The organism is Micromonospora sp. DT43 (genome assembly GCF_049841645.1).
GTDB lineage: Bacteria > Actinomycetota > Actinomycetes > Mycobacteriales > Micromonosporaceae > Micromonospora.
Genome location: NZ_JBNCKR010000012.1, coordinates 188655 through 214007, shown reverse-complemented (window position 1 = coordinate 214007; position 25353 = coordinate 188655). Strand labels below are relative to the sequence as shown.

At 69.9% G+C, this 25353-nt stretch carries 22 protein-coding genes; 10 read left to right on the top strand and 12 right to left on the bottom strand.

Annotation, left to right across the window (positions count from 1 at the left end):
- Positions 1-22: 22 nt before the first annotated feature.
- The 4 genes from rplI to rpsF all read right to left on the bottom strand — a co-directional run bounded on the left by rplI (position 23) and on the right by rpsF (position 1682).
- Positions 23-469, bottom strand: coding sequence for a 50S ribosomal protein L9 (gene rplI, locus ACLQ26_RS25640; RefSeq protein ID WP_007453817.1), 447 nt, complete (start codon positions 467-469; stop codon positions 23-25).
- 14 nt (positions 470-483) lie between these two features.
- The gene (rpsR, locus tag ACLQ26_RS25635) at positions 484-723 is read right to left on the bottom strand and encodes a 30S ribosomal protein S18 (RefSeq protein WP_007073789.1); all 240 of its coding nucleotides are present in this window, start codon (positions 721-723) and stop codon (positions 484-486) included.
- Between the two features lie 41 nt (positions 724-764).
- Entirely contained in the window at positions 765-1301 is a 537-nt protein-coding gene (locus ACLQ26_RS25630; protein WP_266247452.1) for a single-stranded DNA-binding protein, read from the bottom strand.
- A 90-nt stretch (positions 1302-1391) separates the two neighbouring features.
- Complete coding sequence (gene rpsF / locus ACLQ26_RS25625; protein ID WP_007453836.1) at positions 1392-1682, bottom strand: 30S ribosomal protein S6; 291 nt, start codon at positions 1680-1682, stop codon at positions 1392-1394.
- 641 nt (positions 1683-2323) lie between these two features.
- Here rpsF and ACLQ26_RS25620 point away from each other — a divergent pair.
- Complete coding sequence (locus ACLQ26_RS25620) at positions 2324-3115, top strand: deoxyribonuclease IV (protein WP_425746846.1); 792 nt, start codon at positions 2324-2326, stop codon at positions 3113-3115.
- Entirely contained in the window at positions 3112-5277 is a 2166-nt protein-coding gene (locus ACLQ26_RS25615; RefSeq protein ID WP_425746845.1) for a hypothetical protein, read from the top strand. The genes ACLQ26_RS25620 and ACLQ26_RS25615 overlap by 4 nt, the downstream gene beginning before the upstream one ends.
- Positions 5278-5286: 9 nt before the next feature.
- On the opposite strand, the gene ACLQ26_RS25610 is transcribed toward ACLQ26_RS25615, so the two are convergent.
- The 3 genes from ACLQ26_RS25610 to ACLQ26_RS25600 all read right to left on the bottom strand — a co-directional run bounded on the left by ACLQ26_RS25610 (position 5287) and on the right by ACLQ26_RS25600 (position 10474).
- The gene (locus ACLQ26_RS25610) at positions 5287-6798 is read right to left on the bottom strand and encodes a glycosyltransferase family 87 protein (protein ID WP_425746844.1); all 1512 of its coding nucleotides are present in this window, start codon (positions 6796-6798) and stop codon (positions 5287-5289) included.
- A 125-nt stretch (positions 6799-6923) separates the two neighbouring features.
- On the bottom strand, positions 6924-9830 hold the full coding sequence (locus ACLQ26_RS25605) for a transglycosylase domain-containing protein (protein WP_425746843.1): 2907 nt from the start codon (positions 9828-9830) through the stop codon (positions 6924-6926).
- A 197-nt stretch (positions 9831-10027) separates the two neighbouring features.
- A complete protein-coding gene (locus ACLQ26_RS25600; RefSeq protein WP_425746842.1) occupies positions 10028-10474 on the bottom strand; it encodes a DUF5318 domain-containing protein in 447 nt (148 codons plus the stop codon).
- Positions 10475-10648: 174 nt separating this feature from the next.
- Between ACLQ26_RS25600 and ACLQ26_RS25595 the strand changes: the two genes are divergently transcribed.
- Entirely contained in the window at positions 10649-11287 is a 639-nt protein-coding gene (locus ACLQ26_RS25595) for a PadR family transcriptional regulator (protein WP_425746841.1), read from the top strand.
- Positions 11288-11310: 23 nt separating this feature from the next.
- Complete coding sequence (locus tag ACLQ26_RS25590; protein ID WP_425746840.1) at positions 11311-12390, top strand: inositol-3-phosphate synthase; 1080 nt, start codon at positions 11311-11313, stop codon at positions 12388-12390.
- A 62-nt stretch (positions 12391-12452) separates the two neighbouring features.
- Here ACLQ26_RS25590 and ACLQ26_RS25585 read toward each other — a convergent pair whose 3' ends face one another.
- From ACLQ26_RS25585 to ACLQ26_RS25575, 3 genes are all read right to left on the bottom strand, one after another.
- Positions 12453-12839 (bottom strand): hypothetical protein, encoded by a 387-nt coding sequence (locus ACLQ26_RS25585; RefSeq protein ID WP_425746839.1) that lies wholly within the window; start codon positions 12837-12839, stop codon positions 12453-12455.
- Positions 12836-13042, bottom strand: a complete 207-nt coding sequence (locus ACLQ26_RS25580; protein WP_393290923.1) for a ribbon-helix-helix protein, CopG family — start codon at positions 13040-13042, stop codon at positions 12836-12838. Before ACLQ26_RS25580 ends, ACLQ26_RS25585 begins: the two co-directional genes overlap by 4 nt.
- A gap of 177 nt (positions 13043-13219) precedes the next feature.
- Entirely contained in the window at positions 13220-13699 is a 480-nt protein-coding gene (locus tag ACLQ26_RS25575; protein ID WP_425746838.1) for a methylated-DNA--[protein]-cysteine S-methyltransferase, read from the bottom strand.
- A 69-nt stretch (positions 13700-13768) separates the two neighbouring features.
- Here ACLQ26_RS25575 and ACLQ26_RS25570 point away from each other — a divergent pair, with 69 nt between their 5' ends.
- The 4 genes from ACLQ26_RS25570 to ACLQ26_RS25555 are packed head-to-tail and all read left to right on the top strand — an operon-like array spanning position 13769 to position 17520.
- Positions 13769-14287, top strand: coding sequence for a SigE family RNA polymerase sigma factor (locus ACLQ26_RS25570; RefSeq protein WP_425746837.1), 519 nt, complete (start codon positions 13769-13771; stop codon positions 14285-14287).
- Positions 14284-15381: a hypothetical protein gene (locus ACLQ26_RS25565; protein WP_425746836.1), complete on the top strand. Its 1098-nt coding sequence runs from the start codon at positions 14284-14286 to the stop codon at positions 15379-15381. Before ACLQ26_RS25570 ends, ACLQ26_RS25565 begins: the two co-directional genes overlap by 4 nt.
- Before the next feature lie 40 nt (positions 15382-15421).
- Positions 15422-15943, top strand: coding sequence for a hypothetical protein (locus ACLQ26_RS25560; RefSeq protein ID WP_363680791.1), 522 nt, complete (start codon positions 15422-15424; stop codon positions 15941-15943).
- A gap of 29 nt (positions 15944-15972) precedes the next feature.
- Positions 15973-17520, top strand: coding sequence for a flotillin family protein (locus ACLQ26_RS25555; protein WP_425746835.1), 1548 nt, complete (start codon positions 15973-15975; stop codon positions 17518-17520).
- A 143-nt stretch (positions 17521-17663) separates the two neighbouring features.
- On the opposite strand, the gene ACLQ26_RS25550 is transcribed toward ACLQ26_RS25555, so the two are convergent.
- Together ACLQ26_RS25550 and ACLQ26_RS25545 are read right to left on the bottom strand one after the other, a co-directional pair.
- A complete protein-coding gene (locus ACLQ26_RS25550) occupies positions 17664-19712 on the bottom strand; it encodes a S8 family serine peptidase (protein WP_425746834.1) in 2049 nt (682 codons plus the stop codon).
- A gap of 207 nt (positions 19713-19919) precedes the next feature.
- Positions 19920-21377 (bottom strand): CCA tRNA nucleotidyltransferase, encoded by a 1458-nt coding sequence (locus tag ACLQ26_RS25545; RefSeq protein ID WP_425746833.1) that lies wholly within the window; start codon positions 21375-21377, stop codon positions 19920-19922.
- A gap of 125 nt (positions 21378-21502) precedes the next feature.
- Between ACLQ26_RS25545 and murJ the strand changes: the two genes are divergently transcribed.
- Together murJ and ACLQ26_RS25535 are read left to right on the top strand one after the other, a co-directional pair.
- Positions 21503-23260: a murein biosynthesis integral membrane protein MurJ gene (gene murJ / locus ACLQ26_RS25540; protein ID WP_425746832.1), complete on the top strand. Its 1758-nt coding sequence runs from the start codon at positions 21503-21505 to the stop codon at positions 23258-23260.
- 445 nt (positions 23261-23705) lie between these two features.
- A complete protein-coding gene (locus ACLQ26_RS25535; protein ID WP_425746831.1) occupies positions 23706-25316 on the top strand; it encodes a protein kinase family protein in 1611 nt (536 codons plus the stop codon).
- Positions 25317-25353 lie beyond the last annotated feature (37 nt).

Genomic DNA, 25353 nt, shown 5'->3' with positions numbered 1-25353 from the left:
CTCGTCGTGGTGCGGCTGGTCGTCAGCCCTGAACGACGTTCAGGTTGAACGACGCAGTGACCTCGGGGTGCAGCTTGATCTTCACCGGGTAGGTGCCCGTCGACTTGATGTGACCGGGCACCTCCAGCCGGCGACGGTCGAGGACCGGACCGCCGGCGCCCTTGACGGCGTCCACGATCTCGGCCGAGGTGACCGAGCCGAAGAGCCGACCGCCGTCGCCGGCGCGGGCCTTCAGGTTGACCTTGAGACCCTCGAGCTGACCCTTGACCTCGTTCGCGTGGTCGAGGTCGCGGATCTCGCGGGCCGAACGGGCCCGCTTGATGACCGTGACCTGCTTTTCCGCGCCCTTGGTCCAGGCGATCGCGAAGCCCTGCGGCAGCAGGTAGTTACGGCCGAAGCCGTCCTTGACCTCGACGATGTCGCCCGGGGCACCGAGGCCGGACACTTCCTGAGTCAGGATGATCTTCATATCGGTGCCTCCTCTCAGCGGGCCGTGGCGGTGTACGGCAGGAGCGCCATCTCGCGGGCGTTCTTGACCGCGCGGGCAATCTGCCGCTGCTGCTGCGAGGTCACGCCGGTGACCCGCCGAGCGCGGATCTTGCCGCGGTCGGAGATGAACTTGCGCAGCAGCGCCGTGTCCTTGTAATCGATATAGGTGATCCCGTCCTTGTCGAGCGGGTTCACCTTCTTCTTAGGCTTGCGAAGTGCCGCAGCCTTGGCCATTGACCTTGCTCCTGGTTTGCGATCGCGGGCGCTCGGCGCCATTAGAACGGAGGCTCCTCGTCGAAGTTGCCGCCCGAACCGGCACGCGCGGGAGAGGGTGCAGCCGAAGCCCAGGGGTCGTCGAAGTTGCCTCCGCCGCCACCCTGGCCACCACCACCGCCGCCACCACCGAAGCCGCCGCCACCGCCACCGGAGCGGGACATCTTCTGCACCTTCGCCGTGGCGTAGCGCAGCGACGGGCCGATCTCGTCGACCTCAAGCTCGATGACGGTGCGCTTCTCACCCTCGCGGGTCTCGTACGACCGCTGACGCAGCCGACCCGAGACGATCACGCGGGCGCCCCGCTGCAGCGACTCGGCGACGTGCTCCGCCGCCTGACGCCACACGGTGCAAGCCAGGAAGAGCGGCTCGCCGTCCTTCCACTCATTGGTGGTCTTGTCCATGAAACGGGGCGTCGAAGCGACCCGGAACTTGGCGACCGCCGCACCGGACGGGGTGAACCGCAACTCGGGATCATCGGTCAGATTGCCGATGACCGTGATGGTGGTGTCTCCTGCCATGACCATCTCCTCGCGCACTCAGCGTCTCGCCGTACAGGCTCGCAGAGCCGTACGACAGAGTCGCGGAGGCTGATCCGGGCGAACCGGGTTGAATGCCGGACTGAATGCTTAGCGCATCTCCGGCCGGATGACCTTGGTGCGCAGCACGGACTCGTTCAGCCGGAGCTGACGGTCCAGCTCGGCCACGGCAGCAGGCGTGGCCTGCAGGTCGACGACGGCGTAGATGCCCTCGGCCTTTTTGTTGATCTCGAACGCGAGGCGCCTGCGGCCCCACACGTCCGTCTTCTCAACCGAGCCACCCGCGGTCCGAATCACGTTCAGGTACGTGTCGAGCGACGGGGCGACGGTGCGTTCCTCGAGGCTGGGGTCGAGGATCACCATGATCTCGTAATGACGCAAGACGTGCTCACCTCCTGTGGGCTAAGCGGCCACGGTCCTTCCGTGGCAGGAGGTCGTGCGTCGCTGCCCGCACGTGCCGGGGGAACCCGGCCGGACGCGGACAACCTGACCAGGATACCCGGTCCGGACGATCATGCCCGGGGCGGTCGGGCCGGCGCGCCGCGCACGGCGACGGGGGCCCGCCACCCGACCGTTTACTGGTCGGTGGCGAGCCCCCGTCAACGAGGCCGCGGAGCGTCCCGTCCGCATTCCTTGGGTGGGACCTGGGGAGGAACGACCACACCGATGAGGTTGGACCGGAGACGCCCCGCGGAGCTTTATCGTGTTGTTATCTGACGATACAACGGCTCTCGTGCCTTCTTGGGGCAAAAGGCAGAATTTTCCGAGATTCTGCAACGGCGAAGATCTGCCACGTCGAGGGGTCGCCCCCGCGGCGCCGGGCCGCGCCGCGGGGGTGACCTCGTCGGTGGGCCGACGAGCGCCGACTGCCATGCGCGGCATGCCCGCCACACGCAGCCCCGGGCTCCGCTCGCCGGGTTCCATCCCATCAACGATCGTCGAGCAGCCGTGGTGACGCGACGGTGACGACACCGCGCCGGCCGTCACCGCAGCCGTCGGGGCCGCGACGTAGGCTCGCTGCCATGCGTATCGGAGCCCACGTCGATTCGACCGACCCGCTGGCGGAGGCGGCCGCCCGGTCCGCCGACACCGTGCAGTTCTTCCTCTCCGACCCGCAGGGGTGGAAGGCTCCCAAGCCGCGGGAGGACGCCGAACAGCTGCGGGCGGCCGAGGTCGACCTCTACGTGCACGCGCCGTACGTCATCAACGTGGCGACCCTGAACAACCGCATCCGGATCCCCAGCCGCAAGCTGCTGCTGGGCCACGCGACCGCGGCGGCGGCGATCGGCGCCCGGGGCCTGATCGTCCACGGCGGACACGTCAACGCCGGCGACGACCTGGCGGTCGGCTTCGACAACTGGCGCAAGACCTTCGCGTACGCGGCCGACTCCGGCGGCTTCGGCGTCCCGGTCCTCATCGAGAACACCGCCGGCGGCGACAATGCCTGCGCCCGCCGGCTGGACGCGCTGGCCCGTCTCTGGGACGCCATCGGCGACCACGAGGTCGGATTCTGCCTCGACACGTGTCACGCGTACGCCGGTGGCGAGGAGTTGCTCGGCCTGGTCGACCGGGTGAAGGCGATCACCGGTCGGATCGATCTGGTGCACGCCAACAACTCCAAGGGCGCGTTCAACTCCGGCCAGGACCGGCACGACAACCTGGACGGCGGGACGATCGACCCGGAGCTGGTGGTGGCCGTGATCCGGGCCGCCGGGGCACCGGTGGTCGTCGAGACCCCGGGCGGTGTCCCCGGCCAGGCGGCCGACATCGACTTCCTCCGCCAGCAGCTCGGGACGGAGCGCACGGCCGCATGACCACCGGACAGCCCGGGAACGCCCGGCCCACGCCGACCGACGACGCCCCGAGCCGACCGGCGCCGACGCGCGCCGGGGACGACATCGCCAAGGCCAGCGGCCCGAAGCGCGCCGCGAAGGCCGGCGACACGAAGGACGCCGCGAAGACCGACGGCACGAAACCCGACACCGCGAAGACCGACGCCACGACGACCGACGCCACGACGACCGACGCCACGAAAGCCGACGCCACGACGACCGACGCCACGACGACTGACGCCACGAAAGCCGACGCCACGAAGGACGTTGCCAAGGGTGGCGCGGTCAGGGACGCCGACGAGGTCGAGGGTACGAAGGCGAAGGACGCCGACGGTCCGCAGAAGGCCGACGGGGACCCGAAGCCGGTCGAGGCCGAACGCTGGGAGGCGTTCGCGTCGGCGCCGGAGCCGCGACCCAGCCGACTCAGCCGAGCTGTCCGCGCCGTCGGCCGGTTCCTCGCCCACGAGTGGACCCTGGCCGCCCTCGCCTCGCTGGCGCTGGCCGTGCTGATGACCTGGCCGACGTTGCGCTACCCGCGGTACACGCTTCCACAGGACTCCTGGGACCCGAGCCTGCAGTCCTGGCAGATGGCGTGGTCCGGGCACATCCTGCTGGCCGACCCGGCGCGACTGTGGCAGTCCAACACGTTCTTCCCGGAGCTGTGGAGCTTCGCGTTCTCCGACACGCTGCTCGGCTACGCCCCAGCCGGGATGCTCGGCAGCGGCCCCCAGGACGCGGTGCTGCGCTACAACATCATGTTCGTGCTGGCGCACGCGCTCGCCACACTCGGGGCGTACGCGCTGGCCCGCCAGCTCGGCGCCGGTCGGATCGGCGCCGCCGTGGCCGGTGTCGGCTACACCTACGCGCCGTGGCTGCTGGCCCAGGCCGGGCACCTGCACGTGCTCTCCAACGGTGGCATCCCGCTGGCTCTCGCGATGCTCGCGCGGGGGCACGGCTGGTCGCTGCGGTACGGCTACCGGCCGGAGCGGCGGCACGACGGCTGGGTGTACGCCGGCTGGCTGGTGGCGGCCTGGCAGGTCAGCCTCGGATTCGGCATCGGCCTGCCGTTCGCGTACTTCCTGGCCGGCGTGGTGCTCGTCGTAGCGGTGCTGTTCGGAGTCCGCCGGCTGAGGTCGGGCCGGGCGCTGCCCTTCGGGCGCCGGCTCCTCGTGGCCGACGTGCTCGGCGGGGTGCTCTTCGCCGGGGTGGGCCTGCTTATGGCGTTCCCGTACTTCAAGGTGACCGAGCTGCACCCGTACGCCGAGCGGACGATCCGCGACGTCGGCATGTTCTCGCCGCCGGCGTCCGGCTTCGTGACCGCGCCCGCCGAATCCCGCATCTGGGGCGGGTTGCACGAGGGCGCCCGCGCGGCGCTGCCGTGGCATGCGGAGATGACGTTGCTGCCGGGCTTCGTGCTCTACGCGCTGGCCGCCGGTGGCTTGTTCTTCTCGGTCTGGCGGCTGCGGCACCGGTTGCTGCTGCTCGTCGGGGTGCTGGTGACGATGGCCTTCGCGATGGGCACCCGCTTCTTCGACGGCACGTTCACCTACGTGCCGCTCTTCGAACACGCGCCGGGCTGGAACGCGCTGCGTACCCCGGGCCGGTTGATGCTCTGGACGACGTTGCTGCTCGCGTTGCTAGCGGCGGGCGCGATCACCACCCTCACCGACCGGGTCCGTGAGCTGGCCGCCCAGCGGATCCCGTCCTGGCCGGGGCCGTGGCTGCGGATGGCCACCCTGCTGCCGCTTCTGCTGGTCACCCTTGAGGGCCTGAACGCCACCCCGCATCCGGTGGTGCCGGCCCAGCCGGCGGCGATGCGCTCGGCGGAGGGACCGCTGCTGGTGCTGCCCAGCGACCAGAACATCGACCAGCACGTGATGCTCTGGTCGACGAGTGGATTCCCGGACGTGGTGAACGGCGGCAGTGGCTTCACGCCTCGGCAGCTCGACGACGTCCGCCGGGTCAGCCAGTCGTTCCCCGACCAGACGAGCGTCGACTACCTGCGGACGCTCGGCGTCCGCACGGTGGTGCTGCTGCGCGGCCAGGTGCCCGGTACGCCGTGGGAGATCACCATCGACGCACCTGTCGAGTCGCTCGGCATCACACGCCAGGACGTCGGCGACGCCGTCGTCTATCGACTCTGACGCTTCGCCTCACGTGGTGGTGATCGCGGGCTCGGGTTCGGGCTCGCTTGTCGATGCTCGACGGCGCCAGCGATCCAGCCAGGGCGCGTCGGGTGCGCCGTCGAGCACGCCGCCGTCCGGGTCGTCGGCGTAGGTGGCCCGTACGGCGTCCTGCTCGGGGTGCAGGATCTCCTTGACGACGAACACGCAGAGCACCACCACGGTGGCCAGCCGCAACGTCGAGGCCAGCACGAACACCCCCTCCGGGAAGACTGGCTTGCTGGTCGCCGCGCCGAGCAGTTCACCGTAGAAGGCGACGAAGTAGCAGACCTCGGCGAGCTGCCAGGCCAGGAAGGCGCCCCACTTGGGGCGGGCCAGCACCACAAGCGGCAGCATCCAGAGCACGAACTGCTGAGACCAGACCTTGCTGAAGATGAGGAACGCGGCGACGACCAGGAAGGCGAGCTGGGCGAGCCGAGGCCGGCGCGGCGCCCGCAGCGCCAGCACGGCCACGCCGAGGCAGGCCAGCCCGAACAGGGCGTACGAGAGGGTGTTGAGGGCCGGGATGTTGGCGTTCAACCAGTCGAACGGGCCCTGCTGGCCGGGGTCGTTGCCGACCTTGCCGTCGAGGTAGCGCCCGATGTACCAGAGCGTGCCCCAGTCGATCGGCCGAGTGGTGTTCAGCTCGAAGAACCGGCCCCAGTTGTCCGGGTTGGCGCGGTAAGCCGGCAGGTTCACCAGAACCACTGCCACCGCGGCCGCGCCGAGGGCGGTGAGCGCGGCGCGGAGCCGGTTGGCCCGCAGCGCCAGGACGAGGATCGGCCCCAGCACGAACAGCGGCCAGAGTTTCGCCGCGCCGGCCAAGCCGAGCAGCACACCTGCCACCGCTGGTCGTCGTCGCGCCCAGGCCAGCAGACCGAATGCCGCCAACCCGATGGCGAGCAGGTCCCAGTTGACGGTGGCGGTGAGCACCAACGCCGGGGCGAGCGCGAACAACGCGGCGTCCCAGGGTCGTCGGCGGCGCAACGCCAGGATCACCGCCACGGTCGCCACGGCGAGGGCACCCAGCACGAGCGCGTTGAGGTTGTAGAACCACTGGCCCTGGTTGATGCTCGGGTCGCCGTCGCCGATGGCGTGCACCGGCAGACCCAGCGCCCCCATGAAGTAGCCGGTCAGCACCGGGTATTCCACCGGGTGGTCCCGGTAGGGCACCTTGCCCTCGTTGAGGCCCTCGGCGTAGTAGAGGGCCAGCACATCGGTGTAGCAGAACCGGGTGTACTGGACGTTCTTCTGCCAGGCGCCGTCCTGGCACGGGGATTTCTGCACCCAGTGCAGCGCGAGCGTGAGGCAGACGAGCGCCAGCACGATCCGGACGACGGTCCAGAATCGGCGCTCGTGGCCGGCCGGCCGGTCCAGTGCGGTCGCGTGGTCGCCCAGCGGCCCGCCGATGGCACCGGACAGGCCGCGGACGAACCCATCGGAGCGGGACGGGTGGTCGGTGGTGCCGGCGTCGTCGATGCCGGGCGTCGACTGGGTGCTCATGAAAAGGCATCCTGCCGTACGACGGGGGTTCTCGTCCTGTCCCGACGCCGAGATCGGGGGTACGGAAACGCCGCCGCCGGCCGGACCTGTCGTCCAGCCGGCGGCGGCGTACTGCGCGGTGCGGGTCAGTCCCGAGTGGCCGGTGGCAGGCCGGGCAGCAGCCCACCACCGTTTCCGCCGTTTCCTGGGCCGCCGGGGCCACCCGGACCGCCGGGGTTGTTGCCGCCGGGGTTGCCGTCGGTGCGCGGGCAGAACGGATTGGTGAGCGGGTCACAGGGCTGGCCACCCGGCCCACCCGGTCCACCCGGCCCGCCCGGCTGACCGGCCGGCGGCGTGGGCGGAGGCGCGGCGTCACCGTTACCGGCGGTCGGGTCGCCCATGTTCGCCGCGGGCGGGAAGTCGAGCTTCTCCTTACCCTTCAGCGCCTCGTTCATGAACCGCTCCCAGATGTCACCGGGGAGGTTGCCACCGCTGACCTTGCGGCCGTCCTTGAGGATGAGTGGCTTCCGGTCCTTCACGTTGCCCACCCAGACCGCGGTGGCCAACTGTGGCGTGTAGCCGATCATCCAGGCGTCACCGTTGTCGGAGCTGTCGCCCTTGAGCTCCCAGGTGCCGGTCTTGGAGGCCGCCTTGCGACCGTCGTCGAGCCGGTGGTTGACCGCGGCCGGGTAGTCCTTCAGCACCGACGTCACGTCGGCGACCACGTTCTTGTCGATCCGCTGCTTCGAGTCGAGCTTCTCGCTGGAGACCTTGTCCCACTTGCCGGTGTTCAGGTTCTGCTTCTCCACTGAGTAGAGGAAGTGCGCCTTGTTGTAGACACCCCCGTTGGCGAAGGTAGCCACACCGTTGGCGTGGTCCAGCACAGTGATCGGGTACTGGCCGTAGCCGACCACGTTGAAGAACGGCTCCGGCGTGATGTCCTTCGGGTCCGTCTTGGTCAGGTCGTACGCCTGCGCCGGAATCTTGTCGGTGCGCCACATGGTGGTGACACCTGCCTGCTTGGCCATGTCGATGACCTTGTCCGCGCCGATGTCCTGGGTGACGTAGTAGAACGGCACGTTCAGCGACTTGAGCGTGGACACCCGCAGCGTGCAGGAGTTGTGGCAGTCCGGGTCGTCATCACCGGCGTTGCTGACCTTGAACCCGGTGCCCTCCGGCTTGAAGGCCTTGCCCTTCCACCGGGACTCGAGCGCCTTCTGGGCCTTGAGCGCGGCGGCCAGGGTGTAGATCTTGAAGCTCGAGCCGGGTGAGTGGCCACCGCTGATCGCCCCGCTGGAGTCGGTGTTCTTGCCGGCGTAGTCGGTGCCGGTGCCGTTGTCGCCACCGTAGTAGGCGACCACCCGGCCGTTCGCGGGATTGATGGCGACCACCGCGGCCATGAGGTTCGACTTTTGGCCGGCCAGCTCGGAGCCCTTGGACTTGCGCTGGGCCGTCTCGACGGCGGCCGCCTGCATCTTGGTGTCGATAGTGGTGCGGATGCGGTAACCGCCGGCCATCAGCGCCTGGGAACACAGGGGCTTGGCATCCGTGACCTGCTCGTCCTTGTCGACGCAGATGCCCTTGTCCCGCATCTCCTCGCGGACGTAGTTGATGACGTTGCCGTACGGCGTGTCGACGCCGTAGTCGAGCCCGACGCCGCCCTTCTTCGGGCTCTTGAGGGTCTTCGTCGGATATTCGGTGGGCCGCTCAGCCGCAGGCAGCCAGCCCTCCTTGACCATGCCCTCGATCACGTAGTTCCAGCGGTCCTGTGCGGCCGTCGGGTTGATCGCCGGGTCGAACCCCTGGTGGGTCGCGCTGGGCTCGGGCTGCTTGATCAGGGCAGCGAGCACCGCGCCCTCGGCCGGGGTCAGCTTCGACACCGACTTGCCGAAGTAGGTCTGCGCCGCCGCCTCGATGCCGTAGGCACCTCGCCCGAAGTAGATCACGTTGAGGTAGTGCTGCATGATCTCCGGCTTGGTGTACTCGTCGTTCAGCTTGGAGGCGAAGATCGCCTCCTTCACCTTGCGCCCGTAGGTGTCGTCCTTGAGGTTCTCGATGGCGTTGCGGGCGTACTGCTGGGTGATCGTCGAGGCGCCCTGCTTGTCACCGCCGGAGACGTTGTTCCACGCGGCCCGGACGATGCCCTTGTAGTCCACACCGGAGTGCCGGTAGAAGTTGCGGTCCTCGGCAGCGGCCACCGCGTGCTGCACGTACTCGGGAATCTGCTCGATGCTGACGAGCGTGCGGTTCTGCGAGCCGACCTTGGCGATGATCGTCTTGTTGTCGAACGCGTACAGGGTGGTCGCCTGCGGCGGGGTGATCTCGTCCGGCATGACGACGTTCGTCGAGTAGTAGGTGAACCCGACCACGCCAAGACCGGCGAGCATGATGAAGATGGCGAACCCGGCGATCACCAGGTTCATCCGTTTGCGCTTCTTGGCCCGGGCCGCCCCGGCTGGGTCACCCGCGCCGCGGCCACCTCGGCCACCGCGACCCGGCCCGTTCGGCCCAGCTGGCCCTCCGGGACCACCCGGCCCGCCGGAGACCGGGGAGACGCTCGCCCGCGCGACCGCGGCACGGCCTCCCACGGACGCGGAGCCGACGCTGGCCCGGCCGGCCGAGGCCGCGCCGACGGCAGCGGCGCCGACACGTGCCCGGCCCGCGGGCGCGCCAGGCGCCGGCGACACCGGGACGGAGGCCCGGCCCGCACCGGCGCGTCCCGCGGCCACACCGGGCGCCGGCGACACGGGCACCGAGGCCCGCCCGCTCCGGCCCGGGGTGGCCGAACCCACCGACGCGGAACCGGCGGCGGCACCGCCGCGAGGCGGCACGGACGCCGAACCACCCACCGACGCACGACCGCCGGCGGCCGGCGGTGTCACCGAAGCTCGGCCGGGGGGCGCCGCGGGCTGCTCCGCGGCGGACCAGCCGCCGGCACGAGAGTCACCACCTGGTCGGCGGTACGCGTCGTCCGCACCCGGTCCGGGGTCGCCGTTCGGGCCCGGATACTGAGCCCGCCCACGCGCAGAACTGGGATCGCCGTACGAGTTCATTCCTCACACCCTGCCGGTCGCGGTGGGGCGCGACTGCGCCGCCACCGGGTTGCCGTGAGTTGCTTCACCCGGGACGCCGGCACGAGGGTGCCGGATCGCCAAGGTCATTGCTGTATCAATCGGGCCAATCGGACCAACGAGTGGCAGGCCGTCCCGGGTCATGTGCACGGCCCCGGAGCCGGTCGAACCACTTGAGATCACCGTTGCGCCTCTCGCCTCCGCCGACCCGCGCCCGCCGCGTCCTGCTCACTGCCGGCGACACCGTCGCCGTCGCCCGTGAGACCGTCCCGGCCGAGCAGGTACTGCTCGACGAGATGGTTCCAGTCACAGCCGAGGCACACCTCCACCACGAAGACCTGGAACTCACGTAGCGTCATCGCCAGCACGGGCAGCTCGGCCAGCGTCCGGGCCTGTCCGGCGGACTGCTTGAGTTCGTCCCCGTAAATGTAGTGGACGAGAGTCAGATTCTCGCTGCGACAGATGGGGCAGCGGCGGTCGGTCGGTTCGCCGTGGAACCGGGCAGCGTTCTTCAGGTACGGCGATGCGTCGCACACGTCGTACGTGCCGACCCGGCCGGCCAGGAGCTCACGCAGCACTGCTCGCTTCTGAAGCGAGTAGTCGACGACCTGGCGCTGCGTACGCATGCGGAGAAGGGTACGCGGTCCGGCTCGACGAGGCGACCACGGTCACGATCCGTGACGGCAGCACCCCGGAACGGGGGTTTGCCCTGGCCCACGCGACCCGCTAACGTGCGATGTATCGGTCCGATACATCGCGGCGGTTACCGCTCCGCGCCGGAGGGTAAGAGAGGGTGGCTCGTGCTTGAGTTCGCCATCCTCGGCCTCCTGCAGGAGTCTCCGATGCACGGCTATGAGCTGCGCAAGGAGTTGACCGCCAAACTCGGCGCGATCCGGGCGGCGATCAGCTACGGCTCGCTCTATCCCACGCTACGCAGGCTGCAGGCGGCGGGATGGATCACCGAAGCTGCTGAGACACCCGCCACCGCCGAGGAGGTTCCCGCGCTGACCAGCCGACGAGGTCGGGTGGTCTACAAAATCACCGCGGACGGCAAGGAACGCTTCGCCCAGCTGATCGCGCAGGCCGGGCCCGAGACCTACGACGACACGGGTTTCGGTGTGCACTTCGCGTTCTTCGCCCGGACCGACCAGGCGACCCGCCTGCGCATTCTGGAGGGTCGCCGCCGCAAGATCGAGGAACGTCGCGAAGGGCTTCGTGACGTGCTGGGCCGGGCGGCCGAGCGCCTCGACGCTTACACCCTGGAACTGCAGCGCCACGGCCTGGACGCCTGTGAGCGTGAGGTCCGCTGGCTGGAGGAGCTCATCGCCAACGAGCGCTCCGGCCGAGCCCCGACGGTCCCGCACATGGGGACGGCCGGTGGCCGACGAGAAGACAACAGCCCGCCTCCACCTGGAGAGACCAGGAAAGAGCGGCCGTGACAGAAAAGAAGGAGGCAGACGCTATGGGCTCCGTCCGCGTCGCCATCGTCGGTGTGGGTAACTGCGCCTCGTCCCTGGTTCAGGGCGTCGAGTACTACCGCAACGCCGACCCGAACGACCGCGTCCCGGGTCTCATGCACGTCACCTTCGGCGACTACCACGTCTCTGACGTTCAGTTCGTCGCGGCGTTCGACGTCGACGCCAAGAAGGTGGGCATGGACCTCGCGGAGGCGATCGTCGCCAGCGAGAACAACACCATCAAGCTCTGCGACGTGCCGCCGACCGGCGTGTCCGTGCAGCGCGGCCCGACCTTCGATGGTCTGGGCCAGTACTACCGCGAGATCATCGAGGAGTCCGACGCCGCTGCCGTCGACGTGACGCAGGCGCTGCGCGACGCGCAGGTCGACGTCGTCGTCTGCTACCTGCCGGTCGGCTCCGAGCAGGCGGCCAAGTTCTACGCCCAGGCCGCGATCGACGCCGGCTGCGCGTTCGTCAACGCCCTGCCGGTCTTCATCGCCTCCGACCCGGAGTGGGCCCAGAAGTTCACCGACGCTGGCCTGCCGATCGTCGGTGACGACATCAAGAGCCAGGTCGGCGCCACGATCGTGCACCGCGCCCTCGCGAAGCTCTTCGAGGACCGCGGCGTCGAGCTGCTGCGCACGTACCAGCTCAACTTCGGCGGCAACATGGACTTCATGAACATGCTGGAGCGCACCCGCCTGGTCTCGAAGAAGATCTCGAAGACCCAGTCGGTGACCTCGCAGATCCCGCACGAGATGAGCAAGAGCGACGTGCACATCGGCCCGTCGGACCACGTGCCGTGGCTGGACGACCGCAAGTGGGCGTACATCCGCCTGGAGGGCCGCTCGTTCGGCGACACCCCGCTCAACGCCGAGCTCAAGCTCGAGGTGTGGGACTCGCCGAACTCGGCCGGCGTCATCATCGACGCGGTCCGCGCCGCGAAGATCGCGCTGGACCGGAAGATCGGCGGCCCGATCCTGTCGGCCTCGTCGTACTTCATGAAGTCCCCGCCGGTGCAGTACGCCGACCACGACGCCCACCAGGCCGTGGAGGAGTTCATCGCCGGCGAGGTCGAGCGCTGACCCGCTGAACACCAGCAGCACCGCCGAGGGCCGGGTCCGAAAGGACCCGGCCCTCGCCGCGTTCAGCCCGCCATCTCCAGGTACGGCGACAGCCGCAGCGCCAACTCGTCGACCGAGTCGACCTCACCGCTGACCAGCGCATCGGTCAACGCCATCCGCTCCTTGGCCGGCATGGTCAGCGTCACGCCGGAGCGGACGAGGAAGATCCGCATCGCCGCCCAGGCGAGCCCTGCGTTCCACATGTCGAGCGGGCGCCACACCATCAACCCGTGCAGCAGTGCCGCCGACCTGTCCAGCACGGTGGGGTAGACGGCACGCCCCAGGACCCGGGCGTGCGGACGAGTCGCCGCAGCGACGAGGATGCCGCCGTCCCGCACGCGACTCTGCGGGCCGGTGTGCTCGGACAGGAGGATCAACAGGTCTTCCGGCTCGGGCCAGGGCTGGATCATCGGTCCCCCAACATCTCGAAGAACTCCGCGTCCTCCTCGAAGATCCGCCGGGCGGCCTGGCGGGTCCACTCGTTGCGCTCCTGACGCTCGAGGTACTCCTGGATCGCCACCTCGACGGTCTTGTGCATCGAGCGGTGCTCGGCCTCGGCAAGCTCCTTGAGGCGCTGTTCGACTTCGGGCTTGAGCGTCAGGGTGAAGGCCATACCACTTTTGTATAGCTCCTCCGGTGGCACGTCAACCAAGCTTGGCACTGCCTCTACCTCCTCATTCGTTGATCTCGGCTGCCACTGGCAAGCCGCGCACCGATCAACGGCAGGATGTGAAAGTGAGATGTGGAGGACGGCGTATCGAAATGTGTAACAGCCGTCACATGCCCGGGCTCAGGACCAGGCGTGTCGCAGCGCGACCCCGGCCTCCAGCTCCAGCAGCTTGACCTTGCGGGGCAGCCCTCCACCGAACCCGATCAGCTTGCCGCCCGCGCCGACGATCCGGTGACACGGCACGAGCACCGGAATCGGGTTGCGGTTGCAGGCCACGCCCACCGCCCGTGCCGCACCGGGATCACCGACCAGGCGCGCGACCTCGCCGTACGTGAGCGTCTCGCCGTACGGGATGCCTGTCATCTCCCGCCACACCGCCCGTTCGAATTCGGAGCCACCCGGAGCCGACACCGGCACGGTGAACGCGGTCAGCTCACCGGCGAAGTACGCCCGCAGCTCGGCTACGGCCTGCCGGGCGGCGGCGTCGCGGGGCTCGTCGGTCGCCGACTCCACCCGGCCGAAGTGCGCCGCCCGGACGCCCTCCGCCTCGGTGCCGACGGAGAACTCTCCGATCGGCGAGTCGAGAACAGTCCACCTCATCCCGACATTGTCCCGCGCGACGAGGCAAACTTTGCCCTCCGCCGGGCGTCTGAGCTACGGAGGTGGACGGTGGCGGAGGTCGACGGGGAGTTCACCGCGTTCGTGCAGGAACGGGGGGCGGCTCTGCTGCGCGTCGCGTACGCGCTGGCCGGAAATCAGCACGCGGCGGAGGACCTGCTGCAGAACGCGCTGGCCAAGGCGTACGCCCGCTGGCCACGGATCAGGGGAGACGCCGAGCCGTACGTGAAACGCATCCTCTACCACGATCAGGTCTCCGGCTGGCGTCGACGGGCGCGGCGCGCGGAGGTGCCCGTGGCCGAGTTGCCGGAGCGACCGGCAGACCGCGACGGCGGTCATGAGGCCGACCTGCGGTTGCTGCTGATGGAGGCGCTGCGGGCGCTGCCGCCCCGGCAGCGCGCCGTGCTGACGCTGCGCTACCTGGAGGACCTGAGCGTCGAGCAGACCGCCAGGCTGCTCGGCTGCCGCGCCGGCACGGTGGCCAGCCAGAGCGCCCGGGCACTGGCACGGCTCCGGCACCTGGTGCCGGGTCTGGACGAGCTGACCAACCGCCCGGAGGTGACGCGATGACCACACACCTGGACGAGACGCTGCGCCGGGCGGTACGCGACCTCGCCGACGGTGCCGCGCCCGCTCCGGACCTCGCCGTCTCCGCGATCGGCCGGGGTCGCCGGCTGCGCCGCCGGCGGCGGATGACCGTCGGCGCGGCCACTCTGGTCGCGGTCGTCGCGACGGCCGTGCCGTTCGTGCTGCTCCGGCCCCGGTCGGCCCCGATCCCCGCGACGCCACAGGTGACCGTCAGCCCATCGCCGTCGCTCCGGCCCGCCCCCGCTGCGAACTGGACCGCCGCGCCGCTGGTGCTGCCCGGCGACTGGGTGGTGACCCGTGCACAGGTCAGTGGCGGGTCGGGCAACGGCTTTCTGCTGGACCGGAGCCGTGGCCGCTACGTTCCCACCGACCGCTACGACGGGATCTACCCCGCGCCGACCGGCTCGCTGGTCGCCGTCGTCGACGAGAACCGTCCACGCGAGGTCGGCCTGGTCGACATGTTCACCGGCAAGACCCGCTGGCACCAGGTCGGCCGTGCCCTGACCCGCCCGGCCTGGTCACCGGACGGTCGGCGCCTGCTGTTCACCACCGACCAGGTGGATCACTTCGGCTTCATCGTGCTCAAGCCGGACGGCACGAAGCGCACGTACCCGGTGTCCCGGCAGCGCTTCTTCTGCACCGACTACTGCTTCTTCGTCTGGACGCGGGACGGCCGGGATGTGGCACTGCAGCAGACGGCCGACGGCAAACCACGGTCCGAGTCGGTCCGCCACCCCCGCAGGGGCGTGCAGATGTTCTCCGCCGACGACGGACGACCGACCCGGTTCGAGCCGATCCCCGGTGACCCGGCCGGGCCGTGGGCCTGGTCACCGGACGGCAACCTGGTGGTCGTCCAGGGCCAGCAGGAGCCGCTGCTGGTGGAGACGGCTACCGGACGGGTCGTCAACCCGCTGCCAAGCGCCGACGTCAGCTGGGTCGGCGACGACCGGCTGCTGTACCGGCGGCCGTACGGGTCCGGCGACTTCGTGCTCACCGACACGGCGGGTCGCGAGCTGGTCCGCCAGCCACTGCCCGAACAGTTGGTCGAGTTGGAGGTGAGCGTGGCACCACGCTGAGCCGTTCGGCCGGTCGTCGCCTTTGCGCGACGTCGATACCGTGCGGGTCGTGGCCACGGGGACGCTCATCTTTCTGATCATCGGCGGGGCGGGTGTCGTGGTGCTGGCACTCGCCCTGCTCGGCAGCGAGCTGCTGCACTTCGGGCACGCCGATGTGGACGGGCCGATCTCCACCGAGACGGTCGCGGGGTTCGCCGGTGCGTTCGGCTTCGGCGGGGCGATCGTCAACGAGCTGCTCGGTGCGCGTACACCGGGCATGATCGCGGGCGCGGCGGCTGGTGGGCTGCTCGCGGCCGTACCCACGGCGTGGTTGGCGTCGCGGCTCAGTCGGGCGGCGCGCAACATGCGGACGGACCCCACCCCCACGCGGGACGACCTGGTCGGCGCGCTCGGCCTGGTGGTGACCCCGGTGCCGGTGAACGGGTACGGCGAGGTGCGCGTACGCGTGGCCGGCCAGCCGGTCAAGCTCAATGCCCGCGCCGACCAGCCGATCCCTGTCGGCGCCCAGATATTCGTCGTACAGGCGCTCAGCGAGACCAGCGTGCACGTCGAAACCTACTGATTACCTCCTCGCAGACGGGACTCCCCTCAATGCCCCTGTTGATAGCTGTCGGCGGCGCGGTTCTCCTCGCGCTCGTCCTGGTGCTCTTCATCCTCTCCCGGATCAAGGTGGCCGGGCCGAACGAGGCGTTCATCGTCACCGGCCGAAAGGGCCGCACCACGCACACCGCCGACGGTGGCAGGTCGACCGACAACTCCGGCCAGAAGGTGGTGCTGGGCGCCTCGGTCTTCGTGCTCCCGGTGGTGCAGAAACTCCAGTCGCTCGACCTGTCCAGCCGGCGGATCGACGTCGGCATCCGGGGAGCGGTCAGCAAGCAGGGCATCCGCGCCGACCTGCACGGCGTGGCGATCGTCAAGGTCGGCGGGACCGAGGACGCGATCCGGGCGGCGGCCCAGCGGTTCCTGCACCAGCAGGACGAGATCGACAACTTCACCCGGGAGGTGCTGGCCGGTGCCCTGCGCTCGATCGTGGGCCGGCTCACCGTCGAGGAGGTCATCCGGGACCGGGCGGCGTTCGCCAACGCGGTCGCCGAGGAGGCCGAGCACTCGATGACCAACCAGGGTCTGGTGCTTGACACCTTCCAGCTCCAGGACATCCTCGCCGAGGGCTCGTACCTGCAGGACCTGGGTCGCCCCGAGGCGGCCCGGGTGCTCAAGGACGCGGCCATCGCCGAGGCGCGGGCGCGGCAGCAGGCCGAGCAGGAGCGCCTGCTCGCCGAGGAGGCCATCGCGGAGGCGAACCGGAATCTGGCCCTCAAGCAGGCAGGCATCCAGGCGGAGATCGACGCGGCCAAGGCCAAGTCAGCCGCGGCCGGGCCGCTCGCCCAGGCGGAGCGGGACCAGGCGATCCTCTCCGAGCAGCAGAAGGTGGCCGAGCGCAACGCCGAGCTCAAGCAGCGTCAGCTCGACACAGAGGTGCGCAAGCCGGCCGACGCCGCCCGGTACAAGGTGGAGCAGGAGGCCGAGGCGGCCCGCAACGCGGCGGTGCTGAACGCCGACGCGCGGCGGCAGGCCACCATCGCCGCCGCCCAGGCCGAAGCCGAGCAGGCACGGCTCACCGGTGAGGGCGAGCGGGCCCGACGCGCGGCGCTCGCCGAGGCGAACGCGATCGAGGGCGCCAAGGAGGGTGAGGCCGAGCAGCGGCGGCGCTCCGCGATCGCCGAGGCGGTCGAGCGCGAGGGTGCGGCCGAGGCGGCAGCGATCCTGGCCAAGGGCGAGGCCGAGGCCGACGCGATGGCCCGCAAGGCCGAGGCGTTCGCGGCGTACGGAGAGGCGGCGGTGCTGGACCTGCTGGTCAAGGTGCTGCCGCAGGTGGTCGAGGCGGCGAGCGCTCCGATCGGGGCGATCGACAAGATGACAGTCATCTCCACCGACGGCGCGTCGTCGCTGACGAAGTCGGTGGCCGGCAACGTGGCCCAGGGGCTTCAGCTCGGCAGCGACCTGACCGGGATCGACCTGGCCGGTCTGCTGGGCCGGCTCGGCGCCGGTGCCGACGACAGCGCCGCTCGCGCCGCCGATTCGGCGACGCGGGGCGGAACGCCGACGGCGGGTAACGCGGTCGTCCCGAGCACCCGCTGATCGGACTCCGTCGTCCGGTAAGCAGTGACGCCGCCGAGCCGAACGGTTCGGCGGCGTCAGGCAGGCCACAGCTGGGCCAGCCAAACGCCGGTCGGTCCGCTGGATTCAGCGGGCCGACCGGCGTCGGTAGAGAGGGATGTTGGTCAGGCGAGCCCGATGGTGAACTTCTCCCAGGGCCCGAGCCCATAGGTGGGGCTGGACCAGTCGACGTACCGGTTCGCGATGAGCGGCTTGCCACCGGCGCTTTCGGCCGTCACGGCCAGGTCATTGACGTACGCACCGAAATGGACCGTGCCATCGGCGTTGTGGTCGATGACGTAGAAGACGGTCGAGTCGGTGATCGCCGTGCCACTCGCGAGCAACGGGTTGGCCCCGGCGGCCACATACTTGTTGTTGACCAGCGCCCGCAGCGCGTAGTACTGGTATCCGAGGTCGACCAGCTCGTACTTCTCCCAGGCACCCGGCGCGGTGGCGCGGGCGATGAGGGGCTTGGTCCCGCCGTTATCCGCGGTGACGAACATGCCGTTCGCTGACGCCTTGAGGCTGATCACCGGGTTCGGCGACTCCAGGTCGAACTTCTCCCAGGCACCGACCGTCGTGCCACGGGCGATCAGCGGCTTGGCGCCAGCGGAATCCGCGGTAACGAACTTGCCGTTTACCTGCGCCTTGAGGCTGACGCTGCCGTCGGTGTTGTCGAGTAGCTGGAACTTCTCCCAGGCACCGATGGTCGTGCCACGGGCGATCAGCGGCTTGGCGCCAGCGGAATCCGCGGTAACGAACTTGCCGTTGATCTTCGCCTTCAGGGCGACCAGCCCACTGCCGGCAGCGACGATGTCGAACTTCTCCCACGCCCCGAGGACGGCGCCGCGTGCGACAAGCGGATTGGTGCCAGCGGACTCCGCCGACACCAGGCTGTCGTTGATCCGGGCCCGCAGGCCGACGTCGCTGCGGGTCGTCACCGCCGGTCCGACGTAGAGCAGCCGGTCCACCGAACCCGTCGTGCCGAGCACGGCCCCCGAGATACCGCTGGTGACGATGTAGTCCCGTACCTGGGCCGGGGTCGAGGTGGGGCTGACGGCCAGCCGCAGTGCCGCGGCGCCGGCCACATGTGGCGACGCCATGGAGGTGCCGTCGCCGACCAGGGATGCGGTAGGGCTGGCGATACCCGCCGAGGTGATGCCCACGCCAGGGGCGAACGTGTCAAGGCACGGACCCCAGTTCGAGAAGGTCGCGCGCATGTCGACCCGGTCCGTCGCGCCTACAGTGATCGCCGCAGGCAACGCGCTCGGTGAGTAGCCGCAGGCATCGTCGTAGCTGTTGCCGGCGGCGACCGCGTAGGTGATCCCCGAGGCGATGGAGGTGGCCACCGCCTGCTCGATGGCCGGGTCACGGCCGTTGACGGTCCCGAGGCTCATGTTGGCGACTGCCGGCTTGACGGCGTTGGCCGTCACCCAGTCGATCCCGGCCAGGATCGTCTCGGTGTCACCCCCACCCGAGCAGTTGAGCACCCGTACCGCCACCAGCTTGACATCCTTGGCGACGCCGTAGGTGCTGCCGCCGAGGGTGCCGGCGACGTGTGTGCCGTGACCCTCGCAGTCCTCGGCGACCGTGTCGTTGTCGACGGCGTCGTAGCCGTACGAGGCCCGGGTCCCGAAATCCTGGTGGTCGATCTTGATGCCCGTGTCGATCACGTACGCGGTGACGCCGCTCGCCGACGCGGAAGGGTAGGTGTACGTCTTGTCCAGTGCCGGCGTGACCTGGTCGATCCGGTCCAGACCCCACGACGGCGGGTTGGTCTGCGTACCACTCGCCCGGTAACGCCGCACCGGCTGGACCGACGCCACGTCCTCGTGTGCCGCCAACCGCTTCGCCTGCGTCGCGCTCAGCTGGGCGGAGTAACCCCGCAGAGTGCGGGTGAAGACCTGCCGGACCGTCCCGCCGTTGTTTCGCGACAGTGCGGTCGCCGCCGCGCGGGTCTCCGCAGGGGTCGCCTTGGTGTCCTTCAACGCGACTATGTAGCGACCGGGCACGACCGCGTCCGCCTGGTCCTTCGGCGAATCGGCCGGGGTACGCGGAGCGGAGGGAAGCTGCGCCCCACCCGGCTCGGCCATCGCCGGGACGGTGGTGAGGACGGACGTCAAAGTTGTCACTGAGGCGAGCACCAGGCCCGCCGCCGCCGTTCGGTATGTCACGCCACGGCTGAATCTCACATGTACTCCCCGTAAGCAGATCAGCGCCCATCCACGATGGATCACCGATGAGGCCCGCAGTCCTGCGGCGCCTGGCGGGCGCTGGCGATGTCGCACCATCGTCTATGAGCGCCAATGTTCGCGCTTCATCCGTTCGGTGAGCAACTGTGGATATTCACCCGGCCCGCCGTCTCCGGAGTCCTTAGCGGACTACCGAAGACCCTGTTCGTCGGCCCATCGGAGCAGCTCCGCCTCGGCGGCGTCGCGGTCCAGCGGGCCGTGCTCCAGGCGCTGTTCCTTGAGGTGCTTCCAGGCCCGCCCCACCACCGGTCCCGGCGGTACGCCGAGCAGCTCCATGATCGCGTTGCCGTCCAGGTCGGGGCGGACCCGGGCCAGGTCCTCCTCGGCCTCGATCCGGGCGATCCGGTCCTCCAGCGCGTCGTAGTCCGCGGCGAGCTGGGCGGCCTTGCGACGGTTGCGTGTGGTGCAGTCCGAGCGGGTCAGCTTGTGCAGCCGAGGCAGCAGGTCACCGGCGTCGGCGACGTAGCGGCGCACCGCCGAGTCGGTCCACTCGCCCCGCCCGTACCCGTAGAAGCGCAGGTGCAGGGCGACCAGGGCGGTCACCTTCGCGGTGATCTCCTTGGGGTAGCGCATCGCCTTCATCCGGGCCTTGGTCAGCCGGGCACCGACCACCTCGTGGTGGTGGAAGCTGACCCGGCCGTCGGACCCGACCGCCTTCGTCCCGGGCTTGCCCACGTCGTGCATGAGGGCGGCCATCCGCAGGATGAAGTCGCAGCCGTCCTCCTCGAACGAGACCGCGTTCTCGACGACCGTCAGCGTGTGCTCGTAGACGTCCTTGTGCTGGGCGTGCTCGTCGATCTCCAGCTTCAGACCGGTCAGCTCCGGCAGGAACCGCTCGGCCAGCCCGGTGTCGACAAGCAGCCGCAGACCCGTGATCGGGTCGGCGCCGCAGAGCAGCTTGGTGAACTCGTCCCGGACCCGCTCGGCGGTGATCCGGTCCAGGTCGGCAGCCATGTCGGTCATCGCCCTGTGCACGTCCGGGTGCACGGCGAAGCGGAGCTGGGCCGCGAACCGGGCGGCCCGCAGCATCCGCAGCGGATCGTCGCCGAACGACTCGCGCGGGGTGCTCGGCGTACGGATGACCTTGGCGGAGAGGTCGTCCAGCCCACCGTGCGGATCGGTGAACCGGTGCTCCGGCAGGCTGACGGCCATCGCGTTGATGGTGAAGTCCCGCCGCTTCAGGTCCTCGTCGAGGCTGGTGCCGTACACCACCACCGGGTTGCGGCTGACCTGGTCGTACGACTCGGCGCGGAAAGTGGTGATCTCCAGCCGGAGGCCGTCGCGCTGGAGGCCGATGGTGCCGAACTCCCGGCCGGTCTCCCAGATCGACTCGGCCCAGCCCTTGACGATCCGCAGGGTCTCGTCGGGGTGGGCGTCGGTGCAGAAGTCCAGGTCGTCGCCGAGTCGGCCGAGCAGCGCGTCGCGCACCGAACCGCCCACCAGGTGCAGCTCGTGACCGGCGCGGACGAAGCGGCGGCCCAACTCGTCGGCGACCGGGGAGACCCGGAGCAGTTCGGCGACGGCGTTGCGCTGCGCGGCGGTGAGTTCGCGGCGGTCGGCGGCGTGAGGAGCGGAGGCTTCGGACATGGGATCGCCAGCTTATCGGTCCGGGGTGTGATCCGATCCGCCGGGCGTGGGTAACGGGCAGGGGTTGACTATGGTCTGTGACGTGCGGGTCGGCGCCGGCTCGACGTACCCCTGGGAGGCTGGAGATGAGCGGCGGGCTCTACCGCAGCGCGAACGCCGCGCGGGACGGCGGTGCGGGAGCCAACGTCCGCCCCTCCGACGGCGCCACCTTCATCTCCGCCGAGCCGCTGAACCAGCCGGCCATGGAGTCGACCGCCCCGCCGCAGGAGCAGGTGGGCGAGGCGAGCGCCGCCGCCAACAGCGCGGTGATGGCGATCGGCAGTCTGGTCAGCCGGGGTACGGGCTTCCTGCGCACGTTGGCGTTGACCGCCGCGCTCGGTGGCGCGCTGGTCGGTGACGCGTACACCACGGCGCAGATCCTGCCCGGGATGGTCTACGAATTCCTCCTCGGCGGCATCCTCACCAGCGTGCTCATCCCGGTGCTGGTCCGCCGGCGGCGCGCCGACGCCGACGGTGGCCAGGCGTACGCCCAGCGGCTGTTGACCCTCGCGGTGCTGGCCCTCGCGGTGGCGGCGCTGGTGGCGGTGGCCTTCGCCTCCGTGTTGACCTCGCTCTACGCCAGCAAGAAGACGGGGGCCGACTTCCGGGACCTCGTCACGGCGCTGTCGTACCTGATGCTGCCGATGATCTTCTTCACCGGCCTCAGCGCGTTGATCTCCGCGGTGCTCAACACCCGGGGGCACTTCGCGGCCCCGATGTGGGCGCCGATCCTGAACAACATCGTGGTGATCGCCACGGCGGGTCTGTACATCGCGATCTTCGGCGCGACGATCGTCAAGCCGGAGGAGATGACCTCCGGCCGGATCCTGCTGATCGGCGGTGGCACGCTGCTCGGTGTCGCCATCCAGGCCGCAGGGCTGCTGCCTGCACTGCGCAAGGTCGGCTTCCGCTGGAAGCTACGGTTCGACTTCCGCACCCTCGGGCTGCGCGAGCTGGGTCGTCTGGGCGGCTGGATGTTCTGCTACGTCGCCGTGAGCCAGGTCGGGCTGATCGTGCTGTTCAACCTGCTGAACCGGGCCGGCAAGGAGAACGCCGCCGGCCCACTGATCTACAACAACGTGTTCCTGCTGCTGATGATGGCGCACGGCATCATCGCCGTCTCGATCATCACGGCGCTGATGCCCCGGATGAGCGCCGCCGCGGCCGACGGTCGGTTCGGCGACGTCGCCGCGGACCTGTCCCGGGGCACCCGCACCGTCTCGGCGGTGCTCGCCCCGATCGCGGTCTGCTACGCGGTGCTGGCCACCCCGCTGGCCGTGGCGCTGTTCCGTTACGGCGCGTTCAGCGACGAGAACGCCGCGGACACCTCACTGGTGCTGCTGCTGGCGGCGCTGGCGCTCGTGCCGTTCGCCATCAGCCAGCTCTTCACCTTCGCCTTCTACGCGCTTCCGGACACCCGCACCCCGGCACTGATCAACATTCCGGTGGTGGCGCTGCGGATCGGCGTGCAGGTGGTGCTCTACGTCGCGTTCGCCGCACATTTCGCCGCGGCCGGGATGATGATCGGCAACGCGGTGTCGTACCTGGCCGCGGCGTTCGCCTCCGCCTGGCTGCTGCGGCCCCGGGTCGGCCGGATCGGGATGGGTGCCATCCTGCGCACCCTCGGCCGGGTGGCGGTCGCCGCGCTGGGCGCCGCCCTGGTCGGCGTGCTCGTGGTGAGCGTGCTGCCCGGCGGCGACACGCCGAGTTGGATGCAGGCCGTGGTGCAGCTCGTGATCGGTGGCGCGGTGATCGGCGGAACGTACCTGGGTCTCGCCACGCTGCTGCGGATCGGGGAGATCACCGAGGTGGTCGGCATGGTCCGTCGCCGTCTCGGTCGCTGAGGGCGAGCACCCGGGCACCAGAAGTTATCGCCACACGGAACGTGATCGCGGATCACCAGGCTGGGGATGCACCTGTGGATAACTCCGCGATTCGCCGGTCAGCTACCGGATCAGCCTGTGGATAACCAACCGTACGGATGAGCGTGCCTGTCCGATCGGGGGGAACGCGGCCGGTGGCGGGGGCGCCACTCGGGCTCGGCCCCAACGTCGGTCACTTGCAGTGAAGCCGTAGATTGAGCTAGTACATGTGCCAGCAACGTGGCTGACAACGGTCGTAACCGGACGACTTCCCCGACTCCCGGCACCCCGCCGGGTACGGCAAGAAGATGACATGTCGGGGAGACGGGCAAGCCGGGTAAGGTCGCTCTCGACGGGTACGGCAGGCGCCGACGCTGCGCGTCGACACCGGTTGGCCGGTTCCTTCGACGGCAGAGCGGGAAGCCACATGCCCAGCAGTGCGGGTCCATCGATCGACACGATCACCGAGGGAGGACGGGTGACCCAGGTCGGCGAGGGTCAGGAGGCGGACGAGAGCGCTCCGCCTGTCATGACCTTCGGTGCTCCCACGGCCGGTGAAGTCCTCGCCGAGCGTTACGAGCTGGTCGAGCACATCAACAACGACAGCGCGGGTCGGCTGGTCTGGCGCGGGGTCGACGTCATCCTGCGCCGCCCCGTCGCGGTGGTGCTGCGCTACCCGGGTGGCGATCCCGCCACCGAGATGCTTCAGGCCGCCGTCGCGGCCAGCCGGGTCATCCATCCCAACCTGGTCGGCGTCTACGACGCTATCGACGAGGCCGAGCGGGCGTACGTGGTCCGGGAGTGGGTGGACGGGCAGTCGTTGCGTGACCTGGCCGCCGAGGGCCCACTGGATCCCGCGCGGGCCACCGCGATCGGCAACGCCGTCGCCAGCGCGCTCGCCGCGGTGCACGCGACCGGAATGGTGCACGGCAACGTCCACCCCGGCACCGTGATGATCAGCGACGAGGGTCGCGTGGTCCTGGCCGACGCGCGCACCGACGGCGACGACAGCCAGGAGAGCGACATCCGGGCGGTCGGCGGCGTTCTCTACTTCGCGCTGACCGGTCACTGGCCGCACACCGAGGCACCCCTGCGCGGCGCCACCGCCGGCCATGGTCGGGCGGCCATCCCGGACGCGGTCCGCGACGCCGCAGGCACCCTCGCGGCGCCCCGCCAGGTTCGAGCCGGGGTTCCGGCGTACCTGGACGACCTCACCATGGACCTGCTCGACGCCGAGATCGCGCCGCCGTCGTCCGATGTGCTGGCAGCCGAGTTGGCCCGGCTGGACGTGCCCGCCGAGGAGGAGCACTACCTCGACAACGGTGGGCCGCTGCGGTTCGCCGCCGACACCGAGGAAGAGCCGTCGCCGCTGGCCGCGGCCGGTGGTCGCAAGGTCGCCATCGGCATCGCCGGCCTGCTGGCGGTCGCACTGGTCGGTCTGCTCATCGGTATCAGCGCGCTCGGCGGCGACGACAAGGACCCGCAGGACACCGCCGGGGCCACGCCCTCCGCCAGCGCTCCGGCCGGCGAGGCCACCCAGGCCGCCGCCCAGGTGCGCAAGTTGACGGTGAAGGACGTCCGGATCATCGACCCGGACAGCACGGAGCGCAACGAGCTCAAGGACGCCGACAAGATCATCGACGGCGACGACGACAAGGGTTGGGAAACCGACACCTACGAGAAGCGCCCCAACTTCGGCAACATCAAGAAGGGCATGGGCGTCTGGCTCGACCTCGGCGGCCCGCACTCCGTCAAGTCGGTACAGGTGGTGCTCTCCGCCACCGGGGCGACCGCCCAACTCCTCGGCGGCACCACCAACCCGGCGTCGACGTCCGATGGCGACAACCAGTTGGTGACGGACTACAAGAAGGACCCCATCGGGCGGCCCTTCGAGGATCACGACGGCACCACAATGGTCTTCAACGGATTCGACGCCGACAAGAAATACCAGTACCTGCTGTTCTGGATCACCGAACTGCCCCCGTCCGAGGGTGGCTACAAGCTGGGGGTACAGGAGATTACGGTCCAGGGGTCGTGAGCCGGGCACCGCGAAGTAGGCGCCGCATCCGCTGGAC